General features: G+C 30.6%; 18 protein-coding genes and 1 pseudogene. 3 read left to right on the top strand and 16 right to left on the bottom strand.

The window, feature by feature from the left end:
• From LPB87_RS14335 to LPB87_RS14305, 7 genes and pseudogenes are all read right to left on the bottom strand, one after another.
• Positions 1 to 609: pseudogene (locus tag LPB87_RS14335) on the bottom strand (hypothetical protein); the annotation flags it as partial.
• Positions 610 to 982: 373 nt separating this feature from the next.
• On the bottom strand, positions 983 to 3,217 hold the full coding sequence (locus LPB87_RS14330; protein WP_230728343.1) for an OmpA family protein: 2,235 nt from the start codon (positions 3,215 to 3,217) through the stop codon (positions 983 to 985).
• A 21-nt stretch (positions 3,218 to 3,238) separates the two neighbouring features.
• Entirely contained in the window at positions 3,239 to 4,174 is a 936-nt protein-coding gene (locus LPB87_RS14325) for a type IX secretion system membrane protein PorP/SprF (RefSeq protein ID WP_230728342.1), read from the bottom strand.
• Positions 4,175 to 4,484: 310 nt separating this feature from the next.
• A complete protein-coding gene (locus tag LPB87_RS14320) occupies positions 4,485 to 5,483 on the bottom strand; it encodes an AraC family transcriptional regulator (protein ID WP_129538654.1) in 999 nt (332 codons plus the stop codon).
• Positions 5,484 to 5,492: 9 nt separating this feature from the next.
• Positions 5,493 to 6,473: a helix-turn-helix transcriptional regulator gene (locus LPB87_RS14315; protein ID WP_230728341.1), complete on the bottom strand. Its 981-nt coding sequence runs from the start codon at positions 6,471 to 6,473 to the stop codon at positions 5,493 to 5,495.
• Between the two features lie 662 nt (positions 6,474 to 7,135).
• Positions 7,136 to 8,125: an AraC family transcriptional regulator gene (locus tag LPB87_RS14310; protein ID WP_230728340.1), complete on the bottom strand. Its 990-nt coding sequence runs from the start codon at positions 8,123 to 8,125 to the stop codon at positions 7,136 to 7,138.
• Positions 8,126 to 8,133: 8 nt separating this feature from the next.
• The gene (locus tag LPB87_RS14305; protein ID WP_129538657.1) at positions 8,134 to 9,126 is read right to left on the bottom strand and encodes a helix-turn-helix transcriptional regulator; all 993 of its coding nucleotides are present in this window, start codon (positions 9,124 to 9,126) and stop codon (positions 8,134 to 8,136) included.
• A 322-nt stretch (positions 9,127 to 9,448) separates the two neighbouring features.
• On the opposite strand from LPB87_RS14305, the gene LPB87_RS14300 reads away from it, so the two are divergent.
• Positions 9,449 to 9,994 (top strand): DUF4494 domain-containing protein, encoded by a 546-nt coding sequence (locus LPB87_RS14300; protein ID WP_230728339.1) that lies wholly within the window; start codon positions 9,449 to 9,451, stop codon positions 9,992 to 9,994.
• A 177-nt stretch (positions 9,995 to 10,171) separates the two neighbouring features.
• Here LPB87_RS14300 and LPB87_RS14295 read toward each other — a convergent pair whose 3' ends face one another.
• From LPB87_RS14295 to LPB87_RS14280, 4 genes are all read right to left on the bottom strand, one after another.
• Positions 10,172 to 11,026, bottom strand: coding sequence for an MBL fold metallo-hydrolase (locus LPB87_RS14295; protein WP_230728338.1), 855 nt, complete (start codon positions 11,024 to 11,026; stop codon positions 10,172 to 10,174).
• Positions 11,027 to 11,141: 115 nt separating this feature from the next.
• A complete protein-coding gene (locus LPB87_RS14290; protein ID WP_230728337.1) occupies positions 11,142 to 12,014 on the bottom strand; it encodes an AraC family transcriptional regulator in 873 nt (290 codons plus the stop codon).
• Between the two features lie 321 nt (positions 12,015 to 12,335).
• Positions 12,336 to 12,758 carry an MgtC/SapB family protein gene (locus LPB87_RS14285; protein ID WP_129538661.1) on the bottom strand — a complete coding sequence of 141 codons (423 nt, stop codon included), beginning with the start codon at positions 12,756 to 12,758 and terminating at the stop codon, positions 12,336 to 12,338.
• A 333-nt stretch (positions 12,759 to 13,091) separates the two neighbouring features.
• Complete coding sequence (locus LPB87_RS14280; RefSeq protein WP_230728336.1) at positions 13,092 to 15,746, bottom strand: TonB-dependent receptor; 2,655 nt, start codon at positions 15,744 to 15,746, stop codon at positions 13,092 to 13,094.
• Between the two features lie 199 nt (positions 15,747 to 15,945).
• Between LPB87_RS14280 and LPB87_RS14275 the strand changes: the two genes are divergently transcribed.
• Positions 15,946 to 16,833, top strand: a complete 888-nt coding sequence (locus LPB87_RS14275) for an S-adenosyl-l-methionine hydroxide adenosyltransferase family protein (RefSeq protein WP_230728335.1) — start codon at positions 15,946 to 15,948, stop codon at positions 16,831 to 16,833.
• Between the two features lie 65 nt (positions 16,834 to 16,898).
• Here the strand turns inward: LPB87_RS14275 and LPB87_RS14270 are convergent, their stop codons facing one another.
• From LPB87_RS14270 to LPB87_RS14255, 4 genes are all read right to left on the bottom strand, one after another.
• The gene (locus LPB87_RS14270; RefSeq protein WP_129538669.1) at positions 16,899 to 17,954 is read right to left on the bottom strand and encodes an NAD(P)-dependent alcohol dehydrogenase; all 1,056 of its coding nucleotides are present in this window, start codon (positions 17,952 to 17,954) and stop codon (positions 16,899 to 16,901) included.
• A gap of 623 nt (positions 17,955 to 18,577) precedes the next feature.
• On the bottom strand, positions 18,578 to 18,985 hold the full coding sequence (locus tag LPB87_RS14265) for a cupin domain-containing protein (protein WP_230728334.1): 408 nt from the start codon (positions 18,983 to 18,985) through the stop codon (positions 18,578 to 18,580).
• Positions 18,986 to 19,176: 191 nt separating this feature from the next.
• Positions 19,177 to 19,593: a cupin domain-containing protein gene (locus LPB87_RS14260; RefSeq protein WP_230728333.1), complete on the bottom strand. Its 417-nt coding sequence runs from the start codon at positions 19,591 to 19,593 to the stop codon at positions 19,177 to 19,179.
• 179 nt (positions 19,594 to 19,772) lie between these two features.
• The gene (locus LPB87_RS14255) at positions 19,773 to 20,645 is read right to left on the bottom strand and encodes a helix-turn-helix domain-containing protein (protein ID WP_230728332.1); all 873 of its coding nucleotides are present in this window, start codon (positions 20,643 to 20,645) and stop codon (positions 19,773 to 19,775) included.
• 178 nt (positions 20,646 to 20,823) lie between these two features.
• Between LPB87_RS14255 and LPB87_RS14250 the strand changes: the two genes are divergently transcribed.
• A complete protein-coding gene (locus tag LPB87_RS14250) occupies positions 20,824 to 21,420 on the top strand; it encodes a methyltransferase domain-containing protein (protein ID WP_230728331.1) in 597 nt (198 codons plus the stop codon).
• A 100-nt stretch (positions 21,421 to 21,520) separates the two neighbouring features.
• Here the strand turns inward: LPB87_RS14250 and LPB87_RS14245 are convergent, their stop codons facing one another.
• Positions 21,521 to 22,054 carry a 5'(3')-deoxyribonucleotidase gene (locus LPB87_RS14245; protein ID WP_129538674.1) on the bottom strand — a complete coding sequence of 178 codons (534 nt, stop codon included), beginning with the start codon at positions 22,052 to 22,054 and terminating at the stop codon, positions 21,521 to 21,523.
• Positions 22,055 to 22,058: the final 4 nt, after the last annotated feature.

The raw sequence follows: 22,058 nt of genomic DNA, 5'->3' as shown, positions 1-22,058 counted from the left end.
AAATGATTTTCCATCTGCTCCTTTTAATCCGTCCAATTGTTCTTGGGTGAAATCAGAGAATGTGAATGATTTTCCATCTGCTCCTTTTAAGCCGTCCAATTGTTCTTGGGTGAAATCAGAGAATGTGAATGATTTTCCATCTGCTCCTTTTAAGCCATCAAGTTCTGTTTGAGTAAAATCTGAATATTTAAATGAATCTCCTTTTTCGCCTTTTAATCCGTCAAGAGTTATAATTTGAGTAACTCCAGTACCATCAACGTAAGTAAATTGTTGATTAGTTGGATTATAAATAACATTTCCTGTATTAGTATTAATTTCACCCGATACAACAATTCTATTCCATTTACTATCATACCAATAGTAGTATCCTGGTTTAACATCTGCAACAGCCATAGTATTAAAAATCAACAAACTATTTATATTACCGTTTGTAATAGTACTTTTATCTGTTGTGCTCGTTAATTTAATTCTTGGAATCAACATACCTTTGTCATTAGCTACAACTTCTAATTGAGATGAAGCATTGGGCATTGGTGTACCTATACCTACCTGGGAGTAAGCAGAGTAACTAGCTAGAACAAAAATTAATGGGAGTAATTTATTCTTCATAAGATTTAATAATTATGAGTTATTCATTTATAAATTATAATTTGTTATTCTATCCTAAACTTAATTTGTAAGCTTGCATGTTCATTAACATTCAAATATTTATCAGCTTACAATCTCTGTTTAGAATATTAGCAAAATTATAGTCTAGGTCTTTTTTGGAACTGCCACATAAACTTTTAAAATCAGCATAAAAAGTTACAAATGCCTAAAAACAGAACAACAAACTATAAACCAATTAATTACATCATAAAAAACACCTTAAATAGGATTAATAATCAAATAATTTTACATAAAAAAAAGGGTTTGACTTTTAATAAAAGTCAAACCCTTTTTTACTAAACAACCTAACTATAAATTGATACGTTCTCTTTTGTTATTTTATTACAATAATAAATTCCGAACGTCTGTTTAATTCGTGTTCTGCCTCTGAACATTTTACACCATTACTACAGTTATTAATGAGCTGTGATTCTCCGTAACCATCACCCCAAACTCTATCTTTAGAAATTCCTCCCTCTAGAATAATATAATCCATGGTAGTTTTAGCTCTGTTTTTGGAAAGTCGCAAATTGTAATCATCTTTACCTCTGCTATCTGTATGCGATTTTACCTGTATCGAAATATTAGGACGACTCTTAAGTATATCAATTATTTTATCCAATTCTAGTTTTGATGATTTACGAATTGCATAACCTCCATAATCAAAGTAAATCGGACTTAATTTCAATTTATTTGTAAGATCATCCCCTTCTTTCAGAGTAACGACCTTATCATCAACCATAACCGAGAATTCATTAAACAAAGCAATTGGTATTTCTATATTTTCTGAAATTTTATGTCCTGCAACAGCTATTCGCTCTACTCCAAACCCTTCTTTTTTAAATTCGAAATTATAATCTTTTAATGGCAATAAATCCAATGAATATTTACCCAATCCATCTGTAGTCACTGTTTCAACTTTCTCATTTAAATTATTATAAATAGTTATTTCAACATCACGCAATGGCTTCCCCGTTATACTATCTTTTACTGTTCCTGAATAAACAGGATTAACTTTAAAAGGAAAAACGACAGGTTTCAATTCTAAAAATTGATATACATCATCATCTCCTTTCCCCCCTATTCTATTAGATGAAAAAAATCCCTTTTTAGAATCTCTATCTATCACATAAGCAAAATCATCACTTGATGAGTTTATAGGTTTTCCCACATTTACGACTGTATATTTCCCTTCATTATTTTTTACAGCGGCAAAAACATCTAATCCACCTAAACCAGGATGTCCATCTGAAGAGAAATACAATATGCCACTATTATCTACAAAAGGAAATGTTTCACGTCCATATGTATTAATTTCGCCACCTAAAGATTCAACTTTATTAGAAAATCCACCTCCTTCTTTTCTACTTACCACATATAGATCGGTATCGTACCTATTTTTGTTTCTGTTCGACACAAAATATAATTCGCTATTATCTGGACTTAATGCTGGATGTCCCGATGAAGTTCCCTCCATGTTTATTGGGTAAGGAAGTTCTTTTATCTTAACCCATTTATTATTCTCTTTTTGCGCCTGAAAAAGCTTCAGTCCTGCAACTGCCGTTTTGTTCTTTATTTTATCATAAGGAACCAATCTAGTAAAATACATTGTTAAACCATCATTTGTTATTATTGGTGTGCTCTGATGGAATTTTGAATTGATCTCACCAAGTAATTTTTTCTCATTTTGTAATTTTCCGTCCTCACCAATTTGTGCCGAATATAATTTAAGATATGGCTTTTCGTTCCAATTATGTTTTCGTTTAATGAAAGTTCCAGAATCTTTTGCACTAGCGAATAGTACTTCTTTGTACTTTGGAAGTTTCTCAAAAAGATTAATTTTATTATTACCGATTGTACTGCCTAAAGATTTTATAGAATCAATTTTTTTTTCATTTTCAACTTTGCTCTTGTTTGAACCTATCGATCTCTCAACTACTCCGTTATTATCCTCTTTTCTTCTTTTTTGAGCATTCTCTCTTATAATTCTTGCCTTTTCTTCCTTTTCGAATTTAGCAATTTCAAGAACTTGTTTAATTGCTTCTTCATTCGGTACTAATGCTATTCCAAAATCTGAATATATCGAATTTATCCCTGCCTCTTCCAACACAGCATATCTATCTGATTGTAGCTCAATAGCCTTTAAATATTCTATTTTATCCCATTTTTTTTCATCAGCTGTTTTTGAAGCCTTATCATAATTAGCTTTCATTACTGATAATCCTTGGCTATTATCATTCGCTCTAAAACTTACAGTATATCTGTGATAATACTCTGGTGAGGTATAAATACTCCATTCCATCATTTTAGAATACCATTTTAAGGCATTAGAATAATCAGAATTAAAGAAATAGGTATCTCCTAAGCGAGCATATATTTCTTTAGATTTATATCCACTTTCAATCAATTGCTCATAAAGTCTTCCTGCTTTTACAAAAGCAAATTCATCGTATTTTTCATTAGCTATTGCCAATTTTTTTTCTAGCTTTTGGTTCAGCTTTTGAGAAAAACTGATAGCACTACTAAAACAAAAAACTAAAACAAGTACTTTGCGTATTTTTATTCCCATAATTAATTTAATTAGTTTTATTTAGAAAAATCTTGGTGACATCATTCTAGATTTAGATCTACTTAATAGTTCAAATCTTAAAAAGATCTCATGAGATCCTGAATTATAGTTTGCCAGTTTCGTTGTTTCGGCATCATAAGAATATCCTATAAACCAAGAATCTGAAACCTGGAATCCAACGAGACCACTAACCGAAGAACTCAAACGATATGCAACTCCTGCAGTAAATTTATCATTGAATAAGAAATTTGCAGAAATATCCGTTTGTAATGGAGCACCCTGAACGACTTTTGTCAATAATGAAGGTTTGAATTTTAAATTATAATCTAAATCAAAAACGTAACCTGCCATCAAATAATAGTGCATACGTTGTTTTACAACATAACTTTCTGACTCGTCATTTGCTGATGTATTAAAATATTTTTTTTCTAACATATTTGGAACTGAAAATCCGATATAAGATTTATCAGAATGAAAATATACTCCTGCTCCAATATTTGGGGAAAATTTATTGTCAATATTATATTGAAATCTTGGATCTGAAGGATCTTGAATATTTAATTTATTAAAATCAACATTTAACAAATTGGCTGTTCCTTTTAACCCAAAGGACAATTTATAAAACGGTGAAGTATCAATTGAGTATGAAAAATCTACCGAAAGATTGTTATCAGTTGAAGGTCCTATGCGGTCATTAATTACAGAAACTCCTAATCCCATATTTGAATTAATAGGAGTATTTACTGAAAAAGTGTTGGTTACTGGTGCACCATCCAATCCTACCCATTGTGTTCTATGTAATCCAAAAACACTAAGTGTACCACGTGAACCTGCATAAGCAGGATTTATATTAATCGTGTTATACATATACTGTGTGTACTGAGCATCTTGCTGTCCTAACATCACACTAGAGTAACAACACAATATAACTACTATAAATAAATTTAATCTTTTCATTTTCATACTATTTATTAAAAATATGGGCAAAATTATAGTATCATCCTTTTTTGGTACTACCACATAAATTCATAAAATCATCATGAAAAGGTATAGTATATAAATTACTATATATCAATTGGTTTACATATGAAATGAACTTTTATTTTTTCCTAAAAGTTGCCATTTATCAATTTAATAACCTCATTCTTTATATTTCTATGTACTCCTAATTAAAAACAAAAAAACCCGACTACATTACATAATCGGGCAAACCGTAAAACAAAAAACAACTTATTAAGAACCTATTAAAACATAATGAAAACTATATTTATTTTGCTCTAAATACTACATTGGGTAAATATCCATGATACTGTTTAAATACAAGTGAAAAATAAGAAGTCTTATGATATCCTAATTCATAGGCAATATCACTAATTAATTGAAATTTTTCACTTTCTAATAACTCCTTTGCTAATATCAATTTTTCGTTTTTAAAAAAAGTTGCTGGACTCATTCCGAATACATTAGCATATAAACTTCTATATTTTGAAATCGACATATTAGCTATTTCAGCAAGTACTATAATCCCTGGAAAAGGCACCAATAGATTTGATAATAAATATTTCTGTGTTTTCATAATAGCTGTTAAATCTTTTTCTAAAAACAACCCAACTCTTGGCATATTAGAATTAAGTCTTTCAACAAAATAACCAAAGAGCTTATAAGTCGCACTTTTTATTAAAAACTCATAATTCATAACATTCATATTAAGCTGTTTCAAATTATGTAGCAGAATTTTACTTCTGCTATCTATATGTCCGTAATAAAACATTTTTCTTTTTTTATCTTCAAAGATTCTTTTGAAATTTTTATCTAAAAATGCATCTTTAAAGTATTTTTTTATAAATGATTTACGAATATATAATCTCAAAGAGAATGATCTTTCTCCTACCTGAGAAACATAGGTACTTTTAAGATGGCTATCTATAATAGCAAAGCCAAGTTTCGATTTATACCCTATATTATGTTTAACATTATCTACAAAATGTTTGCTAAAACTATCGCTCATATCGTAATAGACTATCCAAAAATCTTCCTCAGATGGCATTCGCGTTAAACGTATCGGTTTGTGTAATACTACATCTACAATAAGTATTGACACATCAGAACAAATCTCCATGAAATAACTGGAACCACTGGCCTCGCTTTCTGGAAAATACATTAAATTATTATTAACTCTTGTACATCCCAATCCATCAGCAAAATCTTGTTGCCACTCTGATGTTAAAGATGTAGTATGTTTAAACTCGGGTATTGTTACATCCATATATTCTTTTTAAAATAAATTTTGATATTCTTTTGGAAAAACGCCATACATCTCATTAAAACGTTTTGCTAAATAAGAAACATTAGCATAGTTTAGTTTATGAGCCACTTCATTTACTGTAAACTTTCCTGTTTCCAAAAGCTCTTTAGCACGATATAATTTATTATTATAAAAATAAGTTCCTGGGTTAACTCCTGATATTTTAGCAAATAGTTTTTTGTATTTAGAAGGTGACATTGAGACTTGTTCTGCCAAAAAAACCACACCAGGAAAAGGGCCTTCAATGTTTTTTTGCATCATTGCCTTTGAGGTAATAATCCTCTTTACATCTTCATTAATTATTTTATCAATTATAATTTTCTTTCTTCCTAATTGCTTCAGATAATTTCCAATTAATCCATATATAAGTCCTTTAAAATAGGTTTCATATAAAGGATTATCATATGTTATTTTTCTAAAATCATTTATTAAAATTAAACTATCGAGACACATTCGATCCAAACGAATAATTGTGTTTTTTTCAGCATCAAGCACAATGTTTGCTATTGGAGCTAACTTAGTTATTTTAGAAAAATATTTTTTTAATGCATCTTTATCAAACAGTATGCAAATAACAAATACTCGAGTGCCGTTTCTAACTATATAATCCATGTCTATAGTACAGTCTACAACAGATAAATTAAAATTTAATTTCCCTATTAAAGTTGATTGATCTCCTAAAATAAATTCAACATCTGAATTAGTTAGATAAAAATACAGTCCTATAAAATTGGTGTTTTCATTGTGATATTTTAATAATACTTCTTCTTTATATGTTGTATCAACCAACAAAGCAGTAATTCCTTCTTCTATTGATAAAAATAAATGAGTTCCTGTGTAAGTTTCATTATCACCTTTAATAAAATTCCCTTCTATTGAGCCTCCCATGGCTTTCGCTAATACATCAATCCAGTTGTGTTCTGCATTATTATTATGAGTAATTGTTTTCATACTAAAAGTTTAACTTATAATTTTGTAATCCTTGATTTGATAAATTCTTCCAAAAACACAACTAACTGATTATAAAACAAGTGAACCTAATTACTAAGTAATAAATTGGTTGTTGTTATACTCACTTTTGTATAACCAGTTTGTAAGGATTTTTTTATCTTCGACATACTTTAAGCAGATTTGGGAATTCAAGTATGTAACTCTTATTTTTTATTGCTGGCTTATTTATAACCAGCTTATCATAAACACTAAAATCTTCATGCACCTTGTCGGGTAAATCATATTCGCATTCCTAATTTCTTAGGTTATCTTTATCTGTTAAATGTTCATTCATAGTAAATTGCTCGTATTACTGTTAAACAAATACTACTAGTACTACAATAAATATTCAATTAATTAATAATAATCTTACATAATATGTATTCACTACTAAATCAATACTTTGGAATTAATTTTAATCAAATATTATTAAAGACATATCACAAAAGTATATCGGGTATCGCTTTTTAAACTACCACAGAGAGTCATAAAATCAACATGAAAAGTTACATGTCATAAAACAACATTAGTACTTTTTAAATTTCTATAAGCAAAAAAAAATCCCGATTATTTAAAATAATCGGGAAACAAAATTTTTAATAAATTAAGTTTATAAACTCAAATTAACGAAGTAAAGTATGGGGTAAAACTCCGAAGTGATTTCTAAAAATAGAAGAGAAATAGGTAGTCTTGTTATATCCTAACTCATAAGCCACATCACTAATTAACTTAAAATCACCACTCTCTAATAATTCTTTTGCTAATAGTAATTTCTCGTTTTTAAAAAACAATGCAGGACTCATTCCAAATATAGTATTATACAAACTCCTATACTTTGTAGAAGACATATGAGCAATATTGGCTAAAAATTCTATACCAGGAAAAGGTGCTATAAGATTCGACAATAAATATTGTTGACTGAGCATAACTGCATCAAAATCTTTTTCAAAGTAAGTTGCTATATTAGGCATTTTTACTTTTAACCTTTCTATTAAATATCCTAATAAAGTAAAAACAGATCCTTTTAATAAAAATTCAAAACTAGGATTACCCATACTCTGTTGTTTTAAAGTATGTAATACTACTTTGCTTCGGCTATCAATATGACCATAAAAGAACATCTTCTTCTTTTTATCATCAAAAACATCTTTAAAATATTTCTCTAATTCGATATCATTAAAAAATGTTTTCATATACGATTTTCGAATAAACAATCTTAAAGAATAAAATCGCTCACCCACATTTGGCGTATAGCTACTTGAAATATTATTATCTACAATTGCAAAATTCAACTTTGACTTATAGCCTATTCTATGATTTACATCATCTACAACATGCTTACTGTAGCTTTCGCTTAAATCATAATATACAATCCAAAAATCTTCATCAGTGGGCATTCTTGTAAAGTGAATCGGCCTATTTAAAACCAAATCAATAAGATCAACGGACATATCTGGAAGAATTTCTAAAAAATAACTAGAGCCACTAGCTGCTTCAGAAGGGAAACTCATATAATTATCTACAATTATACCACCAAACTCATCGACAAACTTTTGTTGCCATTCAGGGGTTAAAGAATAAATATGTTTGAATTCGGGGGTAAAATCACTCATAAATATGTTTATAATAAATTTTGGTATTCTTTTGGGAAAATTCCATATTTGCTATTAAAGCGTTTTGCTAAATAAGAAATATTAGCATAATTTAATTTATCAGCAACCTCGCTAACTGTATATTGTCCAGTTTCTAATAATTCTTTGGCACGTTCTATTTTTTTGCCATAAAAAAAAGTTCCAGGACTCAATCCAGAAATCTTTGTAAAGAGTTTTTTATATTTAGAAGGAGACATAAACACTTTATCTGCCAAAAAATCTACCCCTGGAAATACTTCGTCTATAGATTCTAACAACAAAGCCTTGGAAGCAAGAATGCTCCTTACATCATCACTCATTACCATACTTATAACAAACTTTTTATTCAATAATTGCCCTAGATAACTCCCGAGTAAATTATATACCAATCCCTTAAAATAAAAATTAAATAATGAATTATCATACGATATTTTCATAAAATCATTAATTAAGGCGGCACATTCCGCATTCATTCGATCCATGTTAATAATAGTATTCTTTTCTGAATTAAAAATATCCTTGGCGATAGATTTTAATTCAGGGATTTTGTCCATATACTCTTTTAATACTATTTTATCAATGAAGATACAAATAACGTATGTTCTCGTTCCTTCGTCAACTACATAATCAAAATCTAATGCACTATCTATAATAGATAAATTATAATCTTGTTTCCCCATTAATGTGGCCTCATTGTTTGAGATAATGTTGGTATCATAATCTAATACATAAAAATTCAATGCAACAAAATCATCGACATCATTAATATATTCTAATAAAGCGCTTTCTTTAAAAGTTACATCTATTAACATTCCAGAAATTTTATTTTCCCATGGCAAGATAAAATGTATTCCTTCGTATAATTCATTATTCCCTTTAATAAAGTTTCCATCAATAGTCCCATTAATAGTCCCTCCCATTGCTTCGGATAATACTTGAGTCCAACTTAAACCTTTATTGTAACGATGGGTAATTACTTTCATGAATAATTTTATTTACTATAAAATTAATGAAAAACAGTCAAATAAAATCGCAAAACACAACTATAATCACCACTATATCAATATATTAAACAAGAGCAAAGACCTCTTTTTTTATAAGAAATATTGTAAAATAATATAACATAACCCATAAAAAAATATTATTTTTCTTCTTTTTTTTAACAAAAACACTAAATCAAACTAAAAAAATAAAAGATAAAAAGTGCAAAAAACTGCTATCCTTTTAAATTGTGAATATCTATTTTTTGAATTGTTGATTTCTTTTTCATTAAAATCTATCTTTGACACCCTTAAAAAAAAACAAATGAGCACAATTTGGTACGAATGCAAAGTAAAATATAGAAAGACAGATGATATTGGAACACAAAAAGTTACAACTGAACCTTATTTAGTAGATGCTTTGTCTTATACAGAGGCAGAAACCCGAATTAATGAAGAAATGTCTGCCTATATTAGTGAAGAATTTAAAATCACAAATATAAAAATGGCTAATTATGCCGAAATTCACCCTTTTGAAAATGCAGATCGCTGGTTTAAATCAAAAGTTTCTTTAATGGCATATGACGAAGAAAGTGGAAAAGAACGAAGATCAAATATGCATATATTAGTTCAAGCCAATGATGTAAAAGAGGCTTATGACAATACAATCGCTATAATGAAAAACACGATGGGAGATTACACTATTCCTGCTATTGCAGAGTCTCCAATTATGGACGTTTTTCCATATTTTAGTGGTGAAGAAGGAGAAATGGAACAACTAGAAAGATTCAATGCTCTTAAAGCTTCAAAACCTGAATTGGTAGCTACAGGAGAAACAGGAGATGATTTCGTTGGTGCAGAAAGTGAATAATCACTGCACTTTTATGATCACATATACAGAGAGGACTTTTATAGTCCTCTTTTTTATGTAGAATACAAACGGATGAAATGATATAAAAACAAAGCCACTCCTATTACGGAGTGGTTTTGTTTTATTGTGATTGCAGTTAAAATTAAGAATCAAACTATCATTCTTTATAAAGTAGTATTAAAACTTAATAATCTGCCCATCGTCTGGAATAATCACTTTATCTGAAATTCCATTACTCTTAACATATTCCTTAAGCTCTTTACGACTTAAAATACAGTGATTAATTGCCTCCATATGTACAGCAATTATTGTTGCATCGGGCAAAATTTCATGAACTCTGAGCACATCTTCTTTTCCCATAATTATAGCCCCAAAACCTATAAGCTGCGCAAAACCAGCGTTCAAAACAATAACATCAGGCTTTAAATTTTTCAAATTAGACTCAAAAGCATCTGTCCAGATTCCATCTCCCACAATGTAAACTGACTTTTGTCCCAACTGATTAAAGAAAACTCCAGAAGTCTCACCCAAAATCTCCGCTAATTGAGGAATAGCGTAAGCTTCATCTGATCCGTGTTGAGCGGTTGTTTTTTGCAGCTTAATATATTCAAAATGTGACTCATTCGATAAAACTCGAACATCTTTAAATCCAGCAGATTTAATTACCGTAGCATCCTGTCCATTCTGCGCATAAACAGGTTTGTTTTTTGGAAGCATTTTTATTGCAGCTTCATCCCAATGATCTGGGTGAAGATGTGTCACAATAATTGCATCAGGATTTAAAAGACTTTTAGCCGCAACTGGAAGCTCAACTAATGGATTACGCAAATGTGAATTTTCTGTTCCTTCAAAACCCGCATAAGCTCCTTTTTTAGCCAACATTGGGTCAATAAGAAATTCTTTTCCTCCATAATTAAATACCAAAGTTGCATTTCTAATTAGCTGAATACTTGCTTTTTTATTTGCAGTTTCTTGTCCATAAGAAACGATCATAAATAAACTTAATGCGAAACCTAAAACAATCCTTTTCATAACTATTTTTATTTAAATTATTACTATATCCTCCATCCTCTTGTATGAGATGCGTAGAGAGATAATCTATAATGCAAAAATAGATAGGGTACCATTTTATCAAGCTACCAAACAACTATGAAAATATACCATTTTGATAATTCAGCAAGAATTGACCAGTAGTCATTCCGGTTTGTGCCTTAAAGAAACGCATCATGTGGTTAGGTTCCGAGAAGTGAAGTGCATAAGCAATCTCAGTCACAGTTTTCCCAGAGTGTATAAGGTCATTTTTTATTTCAAAAAGAAGACGTTGTTTTAAAAGGTGTGTCGCAGTAACATTAAACTGCTTTTTTACCGCTGCATTAATTGTTATTCTGCTTACCCCTAATAAAAGCACATAGTTCTCAATTCGTTGTTTTTCTCGAATGTGCAGTTCTAATAATTGTTTAAACTGATACGCATAATTATTCTCAGGTCTATCAAGAGAAAGATTATTTATAGCAGCATACTCCCTATTGAATTTCTGTAAAAGATAATAAATGAGCGAACGGATTATATGAATACTATCTGATTTGTTATTTATAAGTTCAGTCTTAATCTCAGTAAGTAAATTACAGAATTTCTGAAGATCAACCTCATCAATTGAAATGCTTAACAGATATTCCAACTGATAAAAATATAACAACCGATAAGTAAATAGCTTATCTGAGAAAAAATCATTTAGAAAGTCTTCCTGAAAAGCGAGTATAGTGAAATCTAATCCTTCTGCTTCTAAGTTCCACTGCCTTTTCTGAAATGGCGAAATAAATACAATCGTATTATCAGTAATATCTATTTTTTGTTGATTTAAAATCAAAGATCCTTTAGCCTTTTTAAAAAGTGATATTTCAAAAAAATCAGTATTATAAATAGCTGTATCTACATAATTTTCCTTTACCTGATCTCCTCGCAAAACATTAAGAAGTACCTCAACGCCACATTCTGACTTATTAAATTCAATTGTTCTCAATTTATTCGTATTATCTGTTTGAATATTTATGGATAAAATACCTTATTTGTAATTAGTAAAAGTCCTAGTTATATACCGTTTATGGTAACTAATTTAAATTAATACTTTAAGATAAAATTATTGTCTTAAAACTGAATAACACATACCTAGTTTAATACAAAAATAATCCAAATAAATACCATTTTGATAACGAATAAAAATTTAACACCCAATAACAATCTCCTAAATCAGGTAAATATGGGGCTAAAAATTCAGTACCACTTCAACATATCCAGTTTTTAATTAAACGAAAACTTTGTTGTGGGTTCTTAGCTATCTATATTACTTTCTATTTCTTAACCATCTGTCTATAGGCTCAATAGCTGTATTTACTATAATCACCAAAAACGTACAGATTAAAGCTTCTATAAAATAACCCGATGCAGCAATGCAACCAATAGCTGCACTACACCATATTGTAGCTGCCGAATTTAACCCGTGTACATTAGGTCCTTCTCTAAAAATTACTCCTGCTCCTAGAAAACCAACTCCCATAACAACCTGAGCAGTAATACGAGTTACATCAATATTAGGTGCCGTATCCGAAACTTTTATCGACAACAGCACAAATGCTGCAGCTCCTGTAGCTACAAGCATATTGGTTTTTAAACCTGTTTCTTTATGATGCCACTGTCTTTCAAAACCAATGATTAATCCCGCAAATGTTGCTGTTATAAGACGTATTAAAAATTCTGTTGTATCCAAAATAATTACTTTTTTATTAAACCTTTTTGTTTTATTATACTAAACTATAACTTTATATAATGATCTTTAACTAATATAAATTTAAATAATTAAATTATTATTCTAAAAAGGATTCAATAATATTTTCAAGACCATTAAATAAATTTTAATTTGGAAGACTGTGATTAATTCCGATAGCTATCAGAACTGCAAATTGAAGCTAACAAAATTAACAGTATAAAAAAACCGCCTAGTTAGGCGGTTTTTTTATTTAAGTTTACAATTTACAATTTACAGTTCACATCTCACATCTTACATCTTACATCTTACATCTTACATCTCACAGTTCACTTTCTACAAACTAAAACTCATTCTTCCAAAGTAGTATGCGCCAGTTGTCCCCATTTGTACAGGGGCGTATTTAAACACTCCATAATAACTGTTCTCATAGATTTGCTTGTCTGGGAACACATCAAATAAGTTGTTTGCTCCTAAAGCAACTTGAATTTTTGGAGTTAACTTATATGCAACTGTTAAATCTGTAACCACTTTTCCTTCATGTTTTTGAATTCCTCCAAATGGAAATCCATCACGAATAACTTCTCCAAAATAAGTATTTCTTAATAAAAAGTTCCATTTGTTTAAACTATAATTTATTGCAAAAGTTCCTTTGTGTTTAGGTGTATTCGTTTCAATCAGACTTCTTTCTTGTGGTCCGTAATAAACATCTTCCTGACCAGCAAATAAGGCTGGAACATTGTTTAAATGCTTGTCGACTTTATTATCATTATAGTTATACAATAATGAAAGATTCATTTTTCCTTCACCAACATTCATATCATAATCAATAACCACATCCAATCCGTTTGTAGTTGTATTAATTGCATTTGTAAAGAAACGCCCTGTTTGAGCTCCATAACCAGCAAACAAATCACGAAGTTCCGGAACAGGTTCTCCATAGGCATCATTACCTAAATTTCCAGTCAAAATAATTCTGTTGTCAATTCTAATATGATAATAATCGGCTGTAATATTTAATTTCTTTATTGGAGAAAAAACTACTCCAAAACTATAATTTCTAGAAGTTTCTTCTTTTAATTTCGGGATTCCTAGTTGCTTTGCTACATCGCTATCATTTCTAAAAATACCTGAATTTAAAATTTTTCCATCAACAGCATCAGTTGCTATGTTGTTAAAGTATTGTTGGTGCAATGATGGTGCTCTAAATCCAGTACTTATTGCACCACGCACAAAAAGGTTGTCTAGAATTTTATATCTAGCCGATAATTTTCCGTTTAAAGTATTTCCAAAATCTGTAAAATCTTCATAGCGGCCCGCTACTCCTATTAATAATTTATCGCTAACATCAGCTTCTACATCAGCGTAAAGCCCTACACTATTTCTATTTTCGTTTACAGCATTCAAAGGAGAAAACCCAGGGAATGATTGTGATCCTCCATCAATATAAGAAGCTTCTTCACCTGCAACAATTTTATACTTTTCAAAACGATACTCTCCACCAAAAGCTACATTCAGACCATTAAAAACATCTTTATATAATCTTGTAACATCTGCGTTTACTGTATTTTGTAAAAAAGAGTGATTTCCAGCTTTAAAATCAGTTGGACTATTAGCACCTAATGAAACGTTATTGGTATTCGAAACATCATAAACAAATTTATTCTCACCAATAGTATTACTCAAATCTAATTTCCATTCACCAAATTTGAATTTAAACCCTACTGAAGAAGAAAGATCGGTTACAACTGAATTTAATTCTGGCTGAAATCCGAATGGGAAAATAGAAAACACTACATTTTCTGTCTCACTCGGCAAACGTCTAAACCCATAACCAGTACCATTTCTGTGACTTACACCACCTGAAGCATAAAATTCTATTTGATCATTTAATGGAATCGATGCATTAAAAAATCCTTGGATATTTTTGATTTTCGCATCTCCTATCTGGAAATTAAAATCATCGCGTTTCAATCCGTTTTGTGCTAATAAATTATCATCTATCTGACGTGCTTGTGCTGGATCGGCAGCAAAATCATAAGCAAAATAATTATCGTAAGCCGATTGATCAAAAATAATCAGGTTGTTATTTTGTGAGCGATTCGTTTTTTGACGGTTATTAAACTCTGCAGTTAAATTAATAAAACCACCTTTATTACCAATTTTAGCACCGTAATTCAGGTTCAAATTTGTTGTTTGTCCATCATTTCTAGATGTACTGCCATACGTTACATTGGCATCTAAACCCGCATTATCTTTTAAAACTAAATTGATAACTCCCGCAATAGCATCTGATCCATATTGCGCTGCTGCACCGTCTCGTAAAACTTCAATACGCTTAATTGCCGAAGCAGGAATAGCACTTAAATCAGTACCAACAGAACCGTTTCCAACTGTATTTTGATAGTTTACTAATGATGTTGTATGTCTTCTTTTTCCATTAATTAAAACCAAAACCTGATCTGGTCCTAAACCTCTTAAGGAAGCAGGATCAATATGCTCTGTACCATCCGATGATGACTGTCGGCTTGAATTAAATGAAGGAATTAAATAGGTTAAAATATCATTTGTAGTTGTTTGTGGAGTCGTGTTCCTAATTTTAGCTAAGTTCACAACATCAACTGGAACAACAGTTTCTAGTTTACTTTTCTTCGGATTTCTACTTCCTACCACAACAATTTCGTCAAGGCTATTACTTTCTAAAATAAGCTGAACATCAATAATGCGTCCTTTTACTATCACCTCTTTAGTTTGATAACCAAATAACGAAACAACAAAAGTGGGGTTAACTGCTGCTGATACTATAGTAAAATTTCCTAAAGCATCACTTGTAGCGCTTACATGACTTCCTTTTATAAGAATAGTAACAAATTCTAAAGGACTTCCATTTTCATTAGTAATAGTTCCTTTTATATCTTGACTTTGTGCAAAAAATAAAGTACTCGATAAAGTGAGAACTGCTGTAATTAGGATTTTTAATTTTTTTTTCATTGCTGGTTATTTTAATACATTGTAAATAATTCATTTAGAAAAAATGAAATGGGCTTGTTAAATATTCTGTTAAGATTAACAAAGTGCAAATGTAATTTTTAAAAGTTAAACTTTACTTATTAAATAGAGTTTATATAGTTAAAAAGATAAATTCTAATTTTAATGAAATATATTTGTAGAAATTTTTAAAAATAAAAAAATGAAATTACGATTATTACTTTTTTTGTGTGCAGTTACTTTTAATGGTTTTTCTCAAAATAATGTATTAGTTTTTCAATCTGATTTTGGCTTGAAAGATGGGGCGGTATCTGCTATGAAAGGGGTTGCAATAGGTGTTTCTACCGATTTGAAAATATTTGATGTGACACATGAAATTCCAGCATTTAATATTTGGGAAGCAGCCTATCGTTTGTCGCAAACAGCACAATATTATCCAACAGGAACGGTATTTGTATCAGTTTGTGATCCTGGAGTTGGAACAGCTAGACATTCGGTTGTTTTATTGACTAAATCAGGTCATTATTTTGTAACTCCTGATAATGGAACTTTAACTTTAGTTGCAGAACAATTGGGTATCGAGGAAATTCGTGAAATCGACGAAGTAAAAAACCGTCGTCAGAACTCAAATGAATCATATACTTTTCATGGTCGTGATGTATATGCCTATACAGGTGCACGTTTAGCTTCAAAAACAATTACATTTGATCAGGTTGGACCAAAATTACCTAATGAAGTGGTAAAGATTGAGTATCAAAAACCAATTTTTGAAAAAGGAATCATCAAAGGCGGTATTCCAATTTTAGATATTCAATATGGTAATGTTTGGACAAACATCGACAAAAAAACATTTGCTAATTTAAATGTAAAAGCGGGAGACTTTATTAAGGTTCAGATTTTTAATGGAACTAAAAAAGTATATGATGGAAAACTAAAATTAGTACATACTTTTGGAGAAGTAGCAGTTGGAACTGATGTCGTTTACTTTAATAGTCTTTTGAATTTTTCATTGGCTGTAAACCAAGGTAGTTTCTCTCAAAAGCATAAAATTTATAGTGGAGCTGACTGGAGTATTCTAATTAGCAAATAATTTCATTATATAATATAAAAAAGGTGTTCATTGTAATAATGAACACCTTTTTTGTTTCTAAAAATCTAGTTTTTAAGAGAAGCCATATCTATTACAAAACGATATTTTATATCTCCTTTTAATAGTCTCTCGTAAGCATTATTTACATCGTTTACACCAATCAATTCGATATCTGCAATAATGTTGTGCTTAGCGCAAAAGTCAAGCATTTCCTGAGTTTCTGCAATACCACCAATAAGTGAGCCTGAGAAACTTCTTCGGCCAAGTATAAGGCTAAATGATGTTACCGGAAGTGGATCCATAGGAGCACCTACCAATGTAAGTGTACCATCTACTCTAAGTAAATTTAAATATGCATCAATATCATGTTGAGCCGATACACAATCTAAAATAAAGTGAAGGCTTCTAGCATGTTTCTTCATTTCTTCAGGATCGCTAGACAATACTACTTCATCTGCTCCCAAACGTTTAGCATCTTCAGTTTTAGATAATGAAGTTGTAAAAACGACTACATGAGCGCCCATTGCTTTTGCAATTTTAATTCCCATATGTCCCAATCCGCCAATACCTACGATACCTACTTTTTGACCTGGCCCTACTTTCCAGTGTTTTAAAGGAGAATAAGTTGTAATTCCAGCGCAAAGCAAAGGAGCGACACCTGCTAAATCTAATTTATCAGATATGTGAAGTACAAAATTCTCATCAACAACAACGCTCTCAGAGTATCCGCCAAAAGTTTGTCCACCAAGGTGTTTATCTGGAGAATCAAATGTAAGTGTACTTCCTGAATCACAAAATTGCTCTAAATCTTCTTTACAATGTTCACATTCTCTACAAGAATCGACCATACAACCTACACCAGCTAAATCGCCTACTTTAAACTTCTTAACATGATCTCCCACTTTGGTTACTCTACCCACAATTTCATGCCCAGGAACTATTGGGTAAGTTGTACCATGCCATTCATTTCTAGCCGAATGCAAATCGGAATGACAGATACCACAATACAAGATTTCAATCTCAACATCATGTGCTGTAACGGTTCTGCGTTTGATATCTAATGTCTTTAAAGGTGCATCGGCAGCTACTGTACCAAAGGCTTTTATGTTCTTTGTTTCCATCTATTTATTAATTTATTTGTTTTAAGTTTTTTTATTTTAGGGTTAAAGTTTCTTTTGTTTCAAGTTTCTTTTGTTTCAAGTTTCTTTTGTTTCAAGTTTCTTTTGTTTCAAGTTTTTTTGTTTCAAGTTTACTTTGTTTCAAGTTTACTTTGTTTCAAGTTTTCTTTGTTTTAGGTTTTCTTTGTTTTAGGTTTCTTTTGTTTTAGGTTTCTTTTGTTTTAGGTTTAAAAACAAAATATAGTATTTACTCTCAATAATAAATCTGCAAAATCTGCTAGATCTGCGGAAAAAAAAACTAAATTTCTTCGCCTCAGAGTTTCTTTGTTTCAAGTTTAAAAAGCAAGCCATTAATACCCTAAAAAAAACAAACTATAGTATTTACTCTCAATAAATGAATCTCCGAAATCTGCCAGATCTGCGGGAAAAAAAAACTAAATTTCTTCGCCTCAGAGTTTCTTTGTTTCAGGTTCTCTTTGTTTCAGGTTTAAAAAGCAAGCCATTAATACCATAAAAAAACAAACTATAGTGTTTACTCTCAATAATGAATCTGTAAAATCTGCATGAAAGAAAAATCAAAATTTATAAAACCCTACTTCCTACTCTTTTTAAATCTTTACCACTCTTTACAATGCCGTAAAACTATTGTATTCCTCATCTGTCACCTGTTCCATCCAAATTCCGATACCTCTATCAATCTCAGTAATAATTGCTATATGTGAGAATCGGCTAGTAGGTGTTGCACCATACCAATGTTCAACATCTGGTAGGATGGTAAGCACTTCTCCTTTACGAATTAATCGAATTGGATTGCCTCTTTCCTGAAAATAACCAATACCTTCTGTTGCAACAAGTAATTGCAAACCCGTATTGGTATGCCAATTATTTCTCGATCCAGGTTCAAAAGCAACCTCTTTTATGGTAGTATTACGTGGCTGAATGTCACTGGTTCGCTTTTTAAAAGAAACTTCTCCAGTAGTATATTTATTAGGAACTATTCCTTCTTCTATAATGGTTGTATAATGTGTCGACATAAATCGTTATTTATTCTAATTTGATTTAAATTATTCAATGAACACCAATAAAAAAACACAACAAACTTAAAGACAGTAATTTACAAAAATATTTTATCACTACAAGCGTGAGATAAAAAAATAAAGATTACTTTTTTTAGATTCGTTTTTAAATTAATGTTGGGGCTAAACAACACCTATATACTTTAAGTCTATTTAAAGCTATTGTATTGTTCGTCTGTAACTCTTTCCAGCCAATCGACAATACCTTTTTGAGTATTAGTACTTATAGCTATATGAGTAAATTCGCTATCAGGAGATGCGCCATGCCAGTGTTTAACATCGGGTAAAATAGAAACGACATCACCTATATTAAGTAATTGAATAGGTTTTCCTTCTTCTTGGTAATATCCTACTCCATGGGTAACAATAAGTATTTGACCTCCGGGATGTGTATGCCAGTTGTTTCTAGCACCAGGTTCAAAAACTACATTTCCTACAACGGTATTTAAAATTCTGTCATCTGGAACAAGTAGTTTTACCCAAGCATTCCCTGTAAAATAATCTGCAGAAGCTGGATCTCCTTTTGGAAAAATAGTATTGTTTAATTCATTTTGTGCTGTTTTCATAATTGCTCTGTTTTATACATCAGTACAAACTAAATTAAAGAAGCGGTCAATATAAAAACCTTACTATCTAGCTAATAATCTGATATGGATTAATACTAATTATTTCTGTGCAAATTTACTTTAGCAAAGACATTCTTAGATAACAATTATCAAACAAAAAATTAAGAATATGAAACAATTTACACCCTTAAGGTTTTAGGCACAGTTCCGGTTAGTCTTTTAAAATAATTATTAAAGTAACTCGGATATTCAAATCCCAACGAAAATCCTACGTCAGCAATACTCCAATCGGTATGTTGCAAAAGCGCTTTTGCTTCGCTAATAATTCTTTCGCTAATATGAGTAGTAGTCGATTTACCTGTTATTTCCTTTACCGAACGATTAAGATGATTTACATGCACTGCAAGATTTTGAGCATAATCTTGTGGCGTTTTAAGCTTAAGTGGCTGATCTTTGGTCTCAATTGGAAATTGTCTTTCTAAGAGTTCCATAAAAAGTGTAGTAATTCGGGAAGAAGCATTCTTATGTTTAAAGAAATTTTCTGAAGGTTGCATTTTTAATGATTCGTGAATAATCAAATTAATATAATTTCGAATTAAATCATCTTTAAAAATATAATCCGTATCCTGTTCTGCTATCATTTTTATAAACATTGAGTTTATAAATTCCTCTTGAGCAGAAGTTAACGAGAATATAGGAGTTCCTCCAATCTTAAACAAAGGCGATTCATGAAGGCTATCTGAACGATAATTAACTTTTAAAAAATCTTCGGTAAAAACACAGGCATAGCCGTTATAAATTGGTGAAATAATTTCCCAAGAATATGGAATATGAGGATTTCCAAAAAATAATATAGTACCATCTGTTTCAATACCTCTATCGGCATAGTGAATAAGACTCTTGCTAGTATTAATACAAATCTTGTAAAAATCTCTGCGGTTATAGGTCGGAATAGCATTAACACCACTATTAACCTCATACACTTTGAAGCCTTTTAGTTTTAAGTCGTTGGTATTAAAATCTGAAGCTTGAGAAACGATATGATTATTCATGAGGCAAAGTTAAGAAAATCAAACATAAACTTATCATGAATTAATTATGAAATTACGAAAACTAATACTATCTTGCTTGAAACCCCTTACAATCTATATTATAAGCACTGATTCTCAAGAGTCATAATTATATATAAAACTATATTTTTTATTGAATCGAAAATATACAGCTAATTAAATGATTTTTAAACAACTACGATTAAACATTGATATTGAAGATAGTACATTTAATGAACTGTACTCAACCCGCATCAAAAGACTCTCTGAACGTCATTGGACTCCTGTAGAAATAGCCAAAGTCGCCGCCGATTATCTTGTTGATAAACCCAATAAGAAAGTCTTGGATATAGGCGCTGGAGCTGGGAAGTTTTGCTTGGTAGGCGCAGCTTCTACAAGAGGAAAATTCTATGGTGTTGAACAAAGGGAATCACTTATAAAAGTGTCTAAAAAAATAGCCGAAAAACATAATGTAAAAAATGTTGAATTCATTCATTCAAATATCAATCAGATATCCTTTTCAGATTATGATGCTTTCTATTTTTACAACTCCTTTTATGAAAATATCGATATTACATGCCCAATTGATAAAATAATACTTCCTCAAAAAGAGCTGTTTCATTCTTACTCAAACTATGTAAAAGAACAATTAGCTAAAACCCCAAAAGGAACAAAACTTGTTACTTATTGGAGTACCTGGGAGGAAATTCCAGAAAGTTTTGATTTAGAAGAATCTGCTTGCGATGGAATATTAAATTTCTGGAAAAAAAAGGTATAATTTTTTGATTGCAATACTACATAAAAAAACTGCCCGAATTATATTCATAGGCAGTTTAGTTGCTCTTTCAAGCTGTCAAAATTCAAAAAAACAAATAGATCTAAAGCGTTTTTTCTAACGTCTCTAGTACTTCCTTCCAATTATTTACCCTTAAATGATGTGTTTGATTAATGTTATGAAATGCTGTAAACATAATAGGTTTACCCATACAATAATCTAAATTTTTGCTGTGATCATCAATCATGTAATCAGTATTAATGATTCTTTTACTTCCGCATAGAATGATATTTTCCCATTTTATAAAAGGAAAATGTTCTCCAAGCCATCCAATTTTTTCATGAAGCGACATAGGAAACTCTGTAGCTGCAGAAACGATAAAGATTTCAAAATTTTCTTGTAACTGACGTAAACTTTCCACTGCATCAGACATTACAGGCAATGTTCTGAAAAAATTCTCCGAATTTAAAATGCTACGCAAAATGTCTCTTCCATGAAAAGCTTCTTCTTCGCTCAATCCCTGAATACTTTCTCTTGAAATAGTAGTTCCGCATTCTTTATTATAACACTCAATCAAGCTAGCCTCTATGTCAGCAAGCACGCCATCCATATCGACAGCAATAGTCTTCTTTATCATTGCA

This window comes from Flavobacterium sp. EDS (assembly GCF_020991525.1).
Taxonomy (GTDB): Bacteria; Bacteroidota; Bacteroidia; order Flavobacteriales; family Flavobacteriaceae; genus Flavobacterium.
This window is presented reverse-complemented; position numbering and strand designations above follow the sequence as displayed.

Excerpts from the sequence above, each read along its gene's own strand:
- LPB87_RS14330 (WP_230728343.1), bottom strand. The coding sequence starts at position 3,217 with ATGGGAATAAAAATACGCAAAGTACTTGTTTTAGTTTTTTGTTTTAGT.
- LPB87_RS14325 (WP_230728342.1), bottom strand. The coding sequence starts at position 4,174 with ATGAAAAGATTAAATTTATTTATAGTAGTTATATTGTGTTGTTACTCT.
- LPB87_RS14320 (WP_129538654.1), bottom strand. The coding sequence starts at position 5,483 with ATGGATGTAACAATACCCGAGTTTAAACATACTACATCTTTAACATCA.
- LPB87_RS14315 (WP_230728341.1), bottom strand. The coding sequence starts at position 6,473 with ATGAAAACAATTACTCATAATAATAATGCAGAACACAACTGGATTGAT.
- LPB87_RS14310 (WP_230728340.1), bottom strand. The coding sequence starts at position 8,125 with ATGAGTGATTTTACCCCCGAATTCAAACATATTTATTCTTTAACCCCT.
- LPB87_RS14305 (WP_129538657.1), bottom strand. The coding sequence starts at position 9,126 with ATGAAAGTAATTACCCATCGTTACAATAAAGGTTTAAGTTGGACTCAA.
- LPB87_RS14300 (WP_230728339.1), top strand. The coding sequence starts at position 9,449 with ATGAGCACAATTTGGTACGAATGCAAAGTAAAATATAGAAAGACAGAT.
- LPB87_RS14295 (WP_230728338.1), bottom strand. The coding sequence starts at position 11,026 with ATGAAAAGGATTGTTTTAGGTTTCGCATTAAGTTTATTTATGATCGTT.
- LPB87_RS14280 (WP_230728336.1), bottom strand. The coding sequence starts at position 15,746 with ATGAAAAAAAAATTAAAAATCCTAATTACAGCAGTTCTCACTTTATCG.
- LPB87_RS14275 (WP_230728335.1), top strand. The coding sequence starts at position 15,946 with ATGAAATTACGATTATTACTTTTTTTGTGTGCAGTTACTTTTAATGGT.
- LPB87_RS14270 (WP_129538669.1), bottom strand. The coding sequence starts at position 17,954 with ATGGAAACAAAGAACATAAAAGCCTTTGGTACAGTAGCTGCCGATGCA.
- LPB87_RS14265 (WP_230728334.1), bottom strand. The coding sequence starts at position 18,985 with ATGTCGACACATTATACAACCATTATAGAAGAAGGAATAGTTCCTAAT.
- LPB87_RS14260 (WP_230728333.1), bottom strand. The coding sequence starts at position 19,593 with ATGAAAACAGCACAAAATGAATTAAACAATACTATTTTTCCAAAAGGA.
- LPB87_RS14255 (WP_230728332.1), bottom strand. The coding sequence starts at position 20,645 with ATGAATAATCATATCGTTTCTCAAGCTTCAGATTTTAATACCAACGAC.
- LPB87_RS14250 (WP_230728331.1), top strand. The coding sequence starts at position 20,824 with ATGATTTTTAAACAACTACGATTAAACATTGATATTGAAGATAGTACA.
- LPB87_RS14245 (WP_129538674.1), bottom strand. The coding sequence starts at position 22,054 with ATGATAAAGAAGACTATTGCTGTCGATATGGATGGCGTGCTTGCTGAC.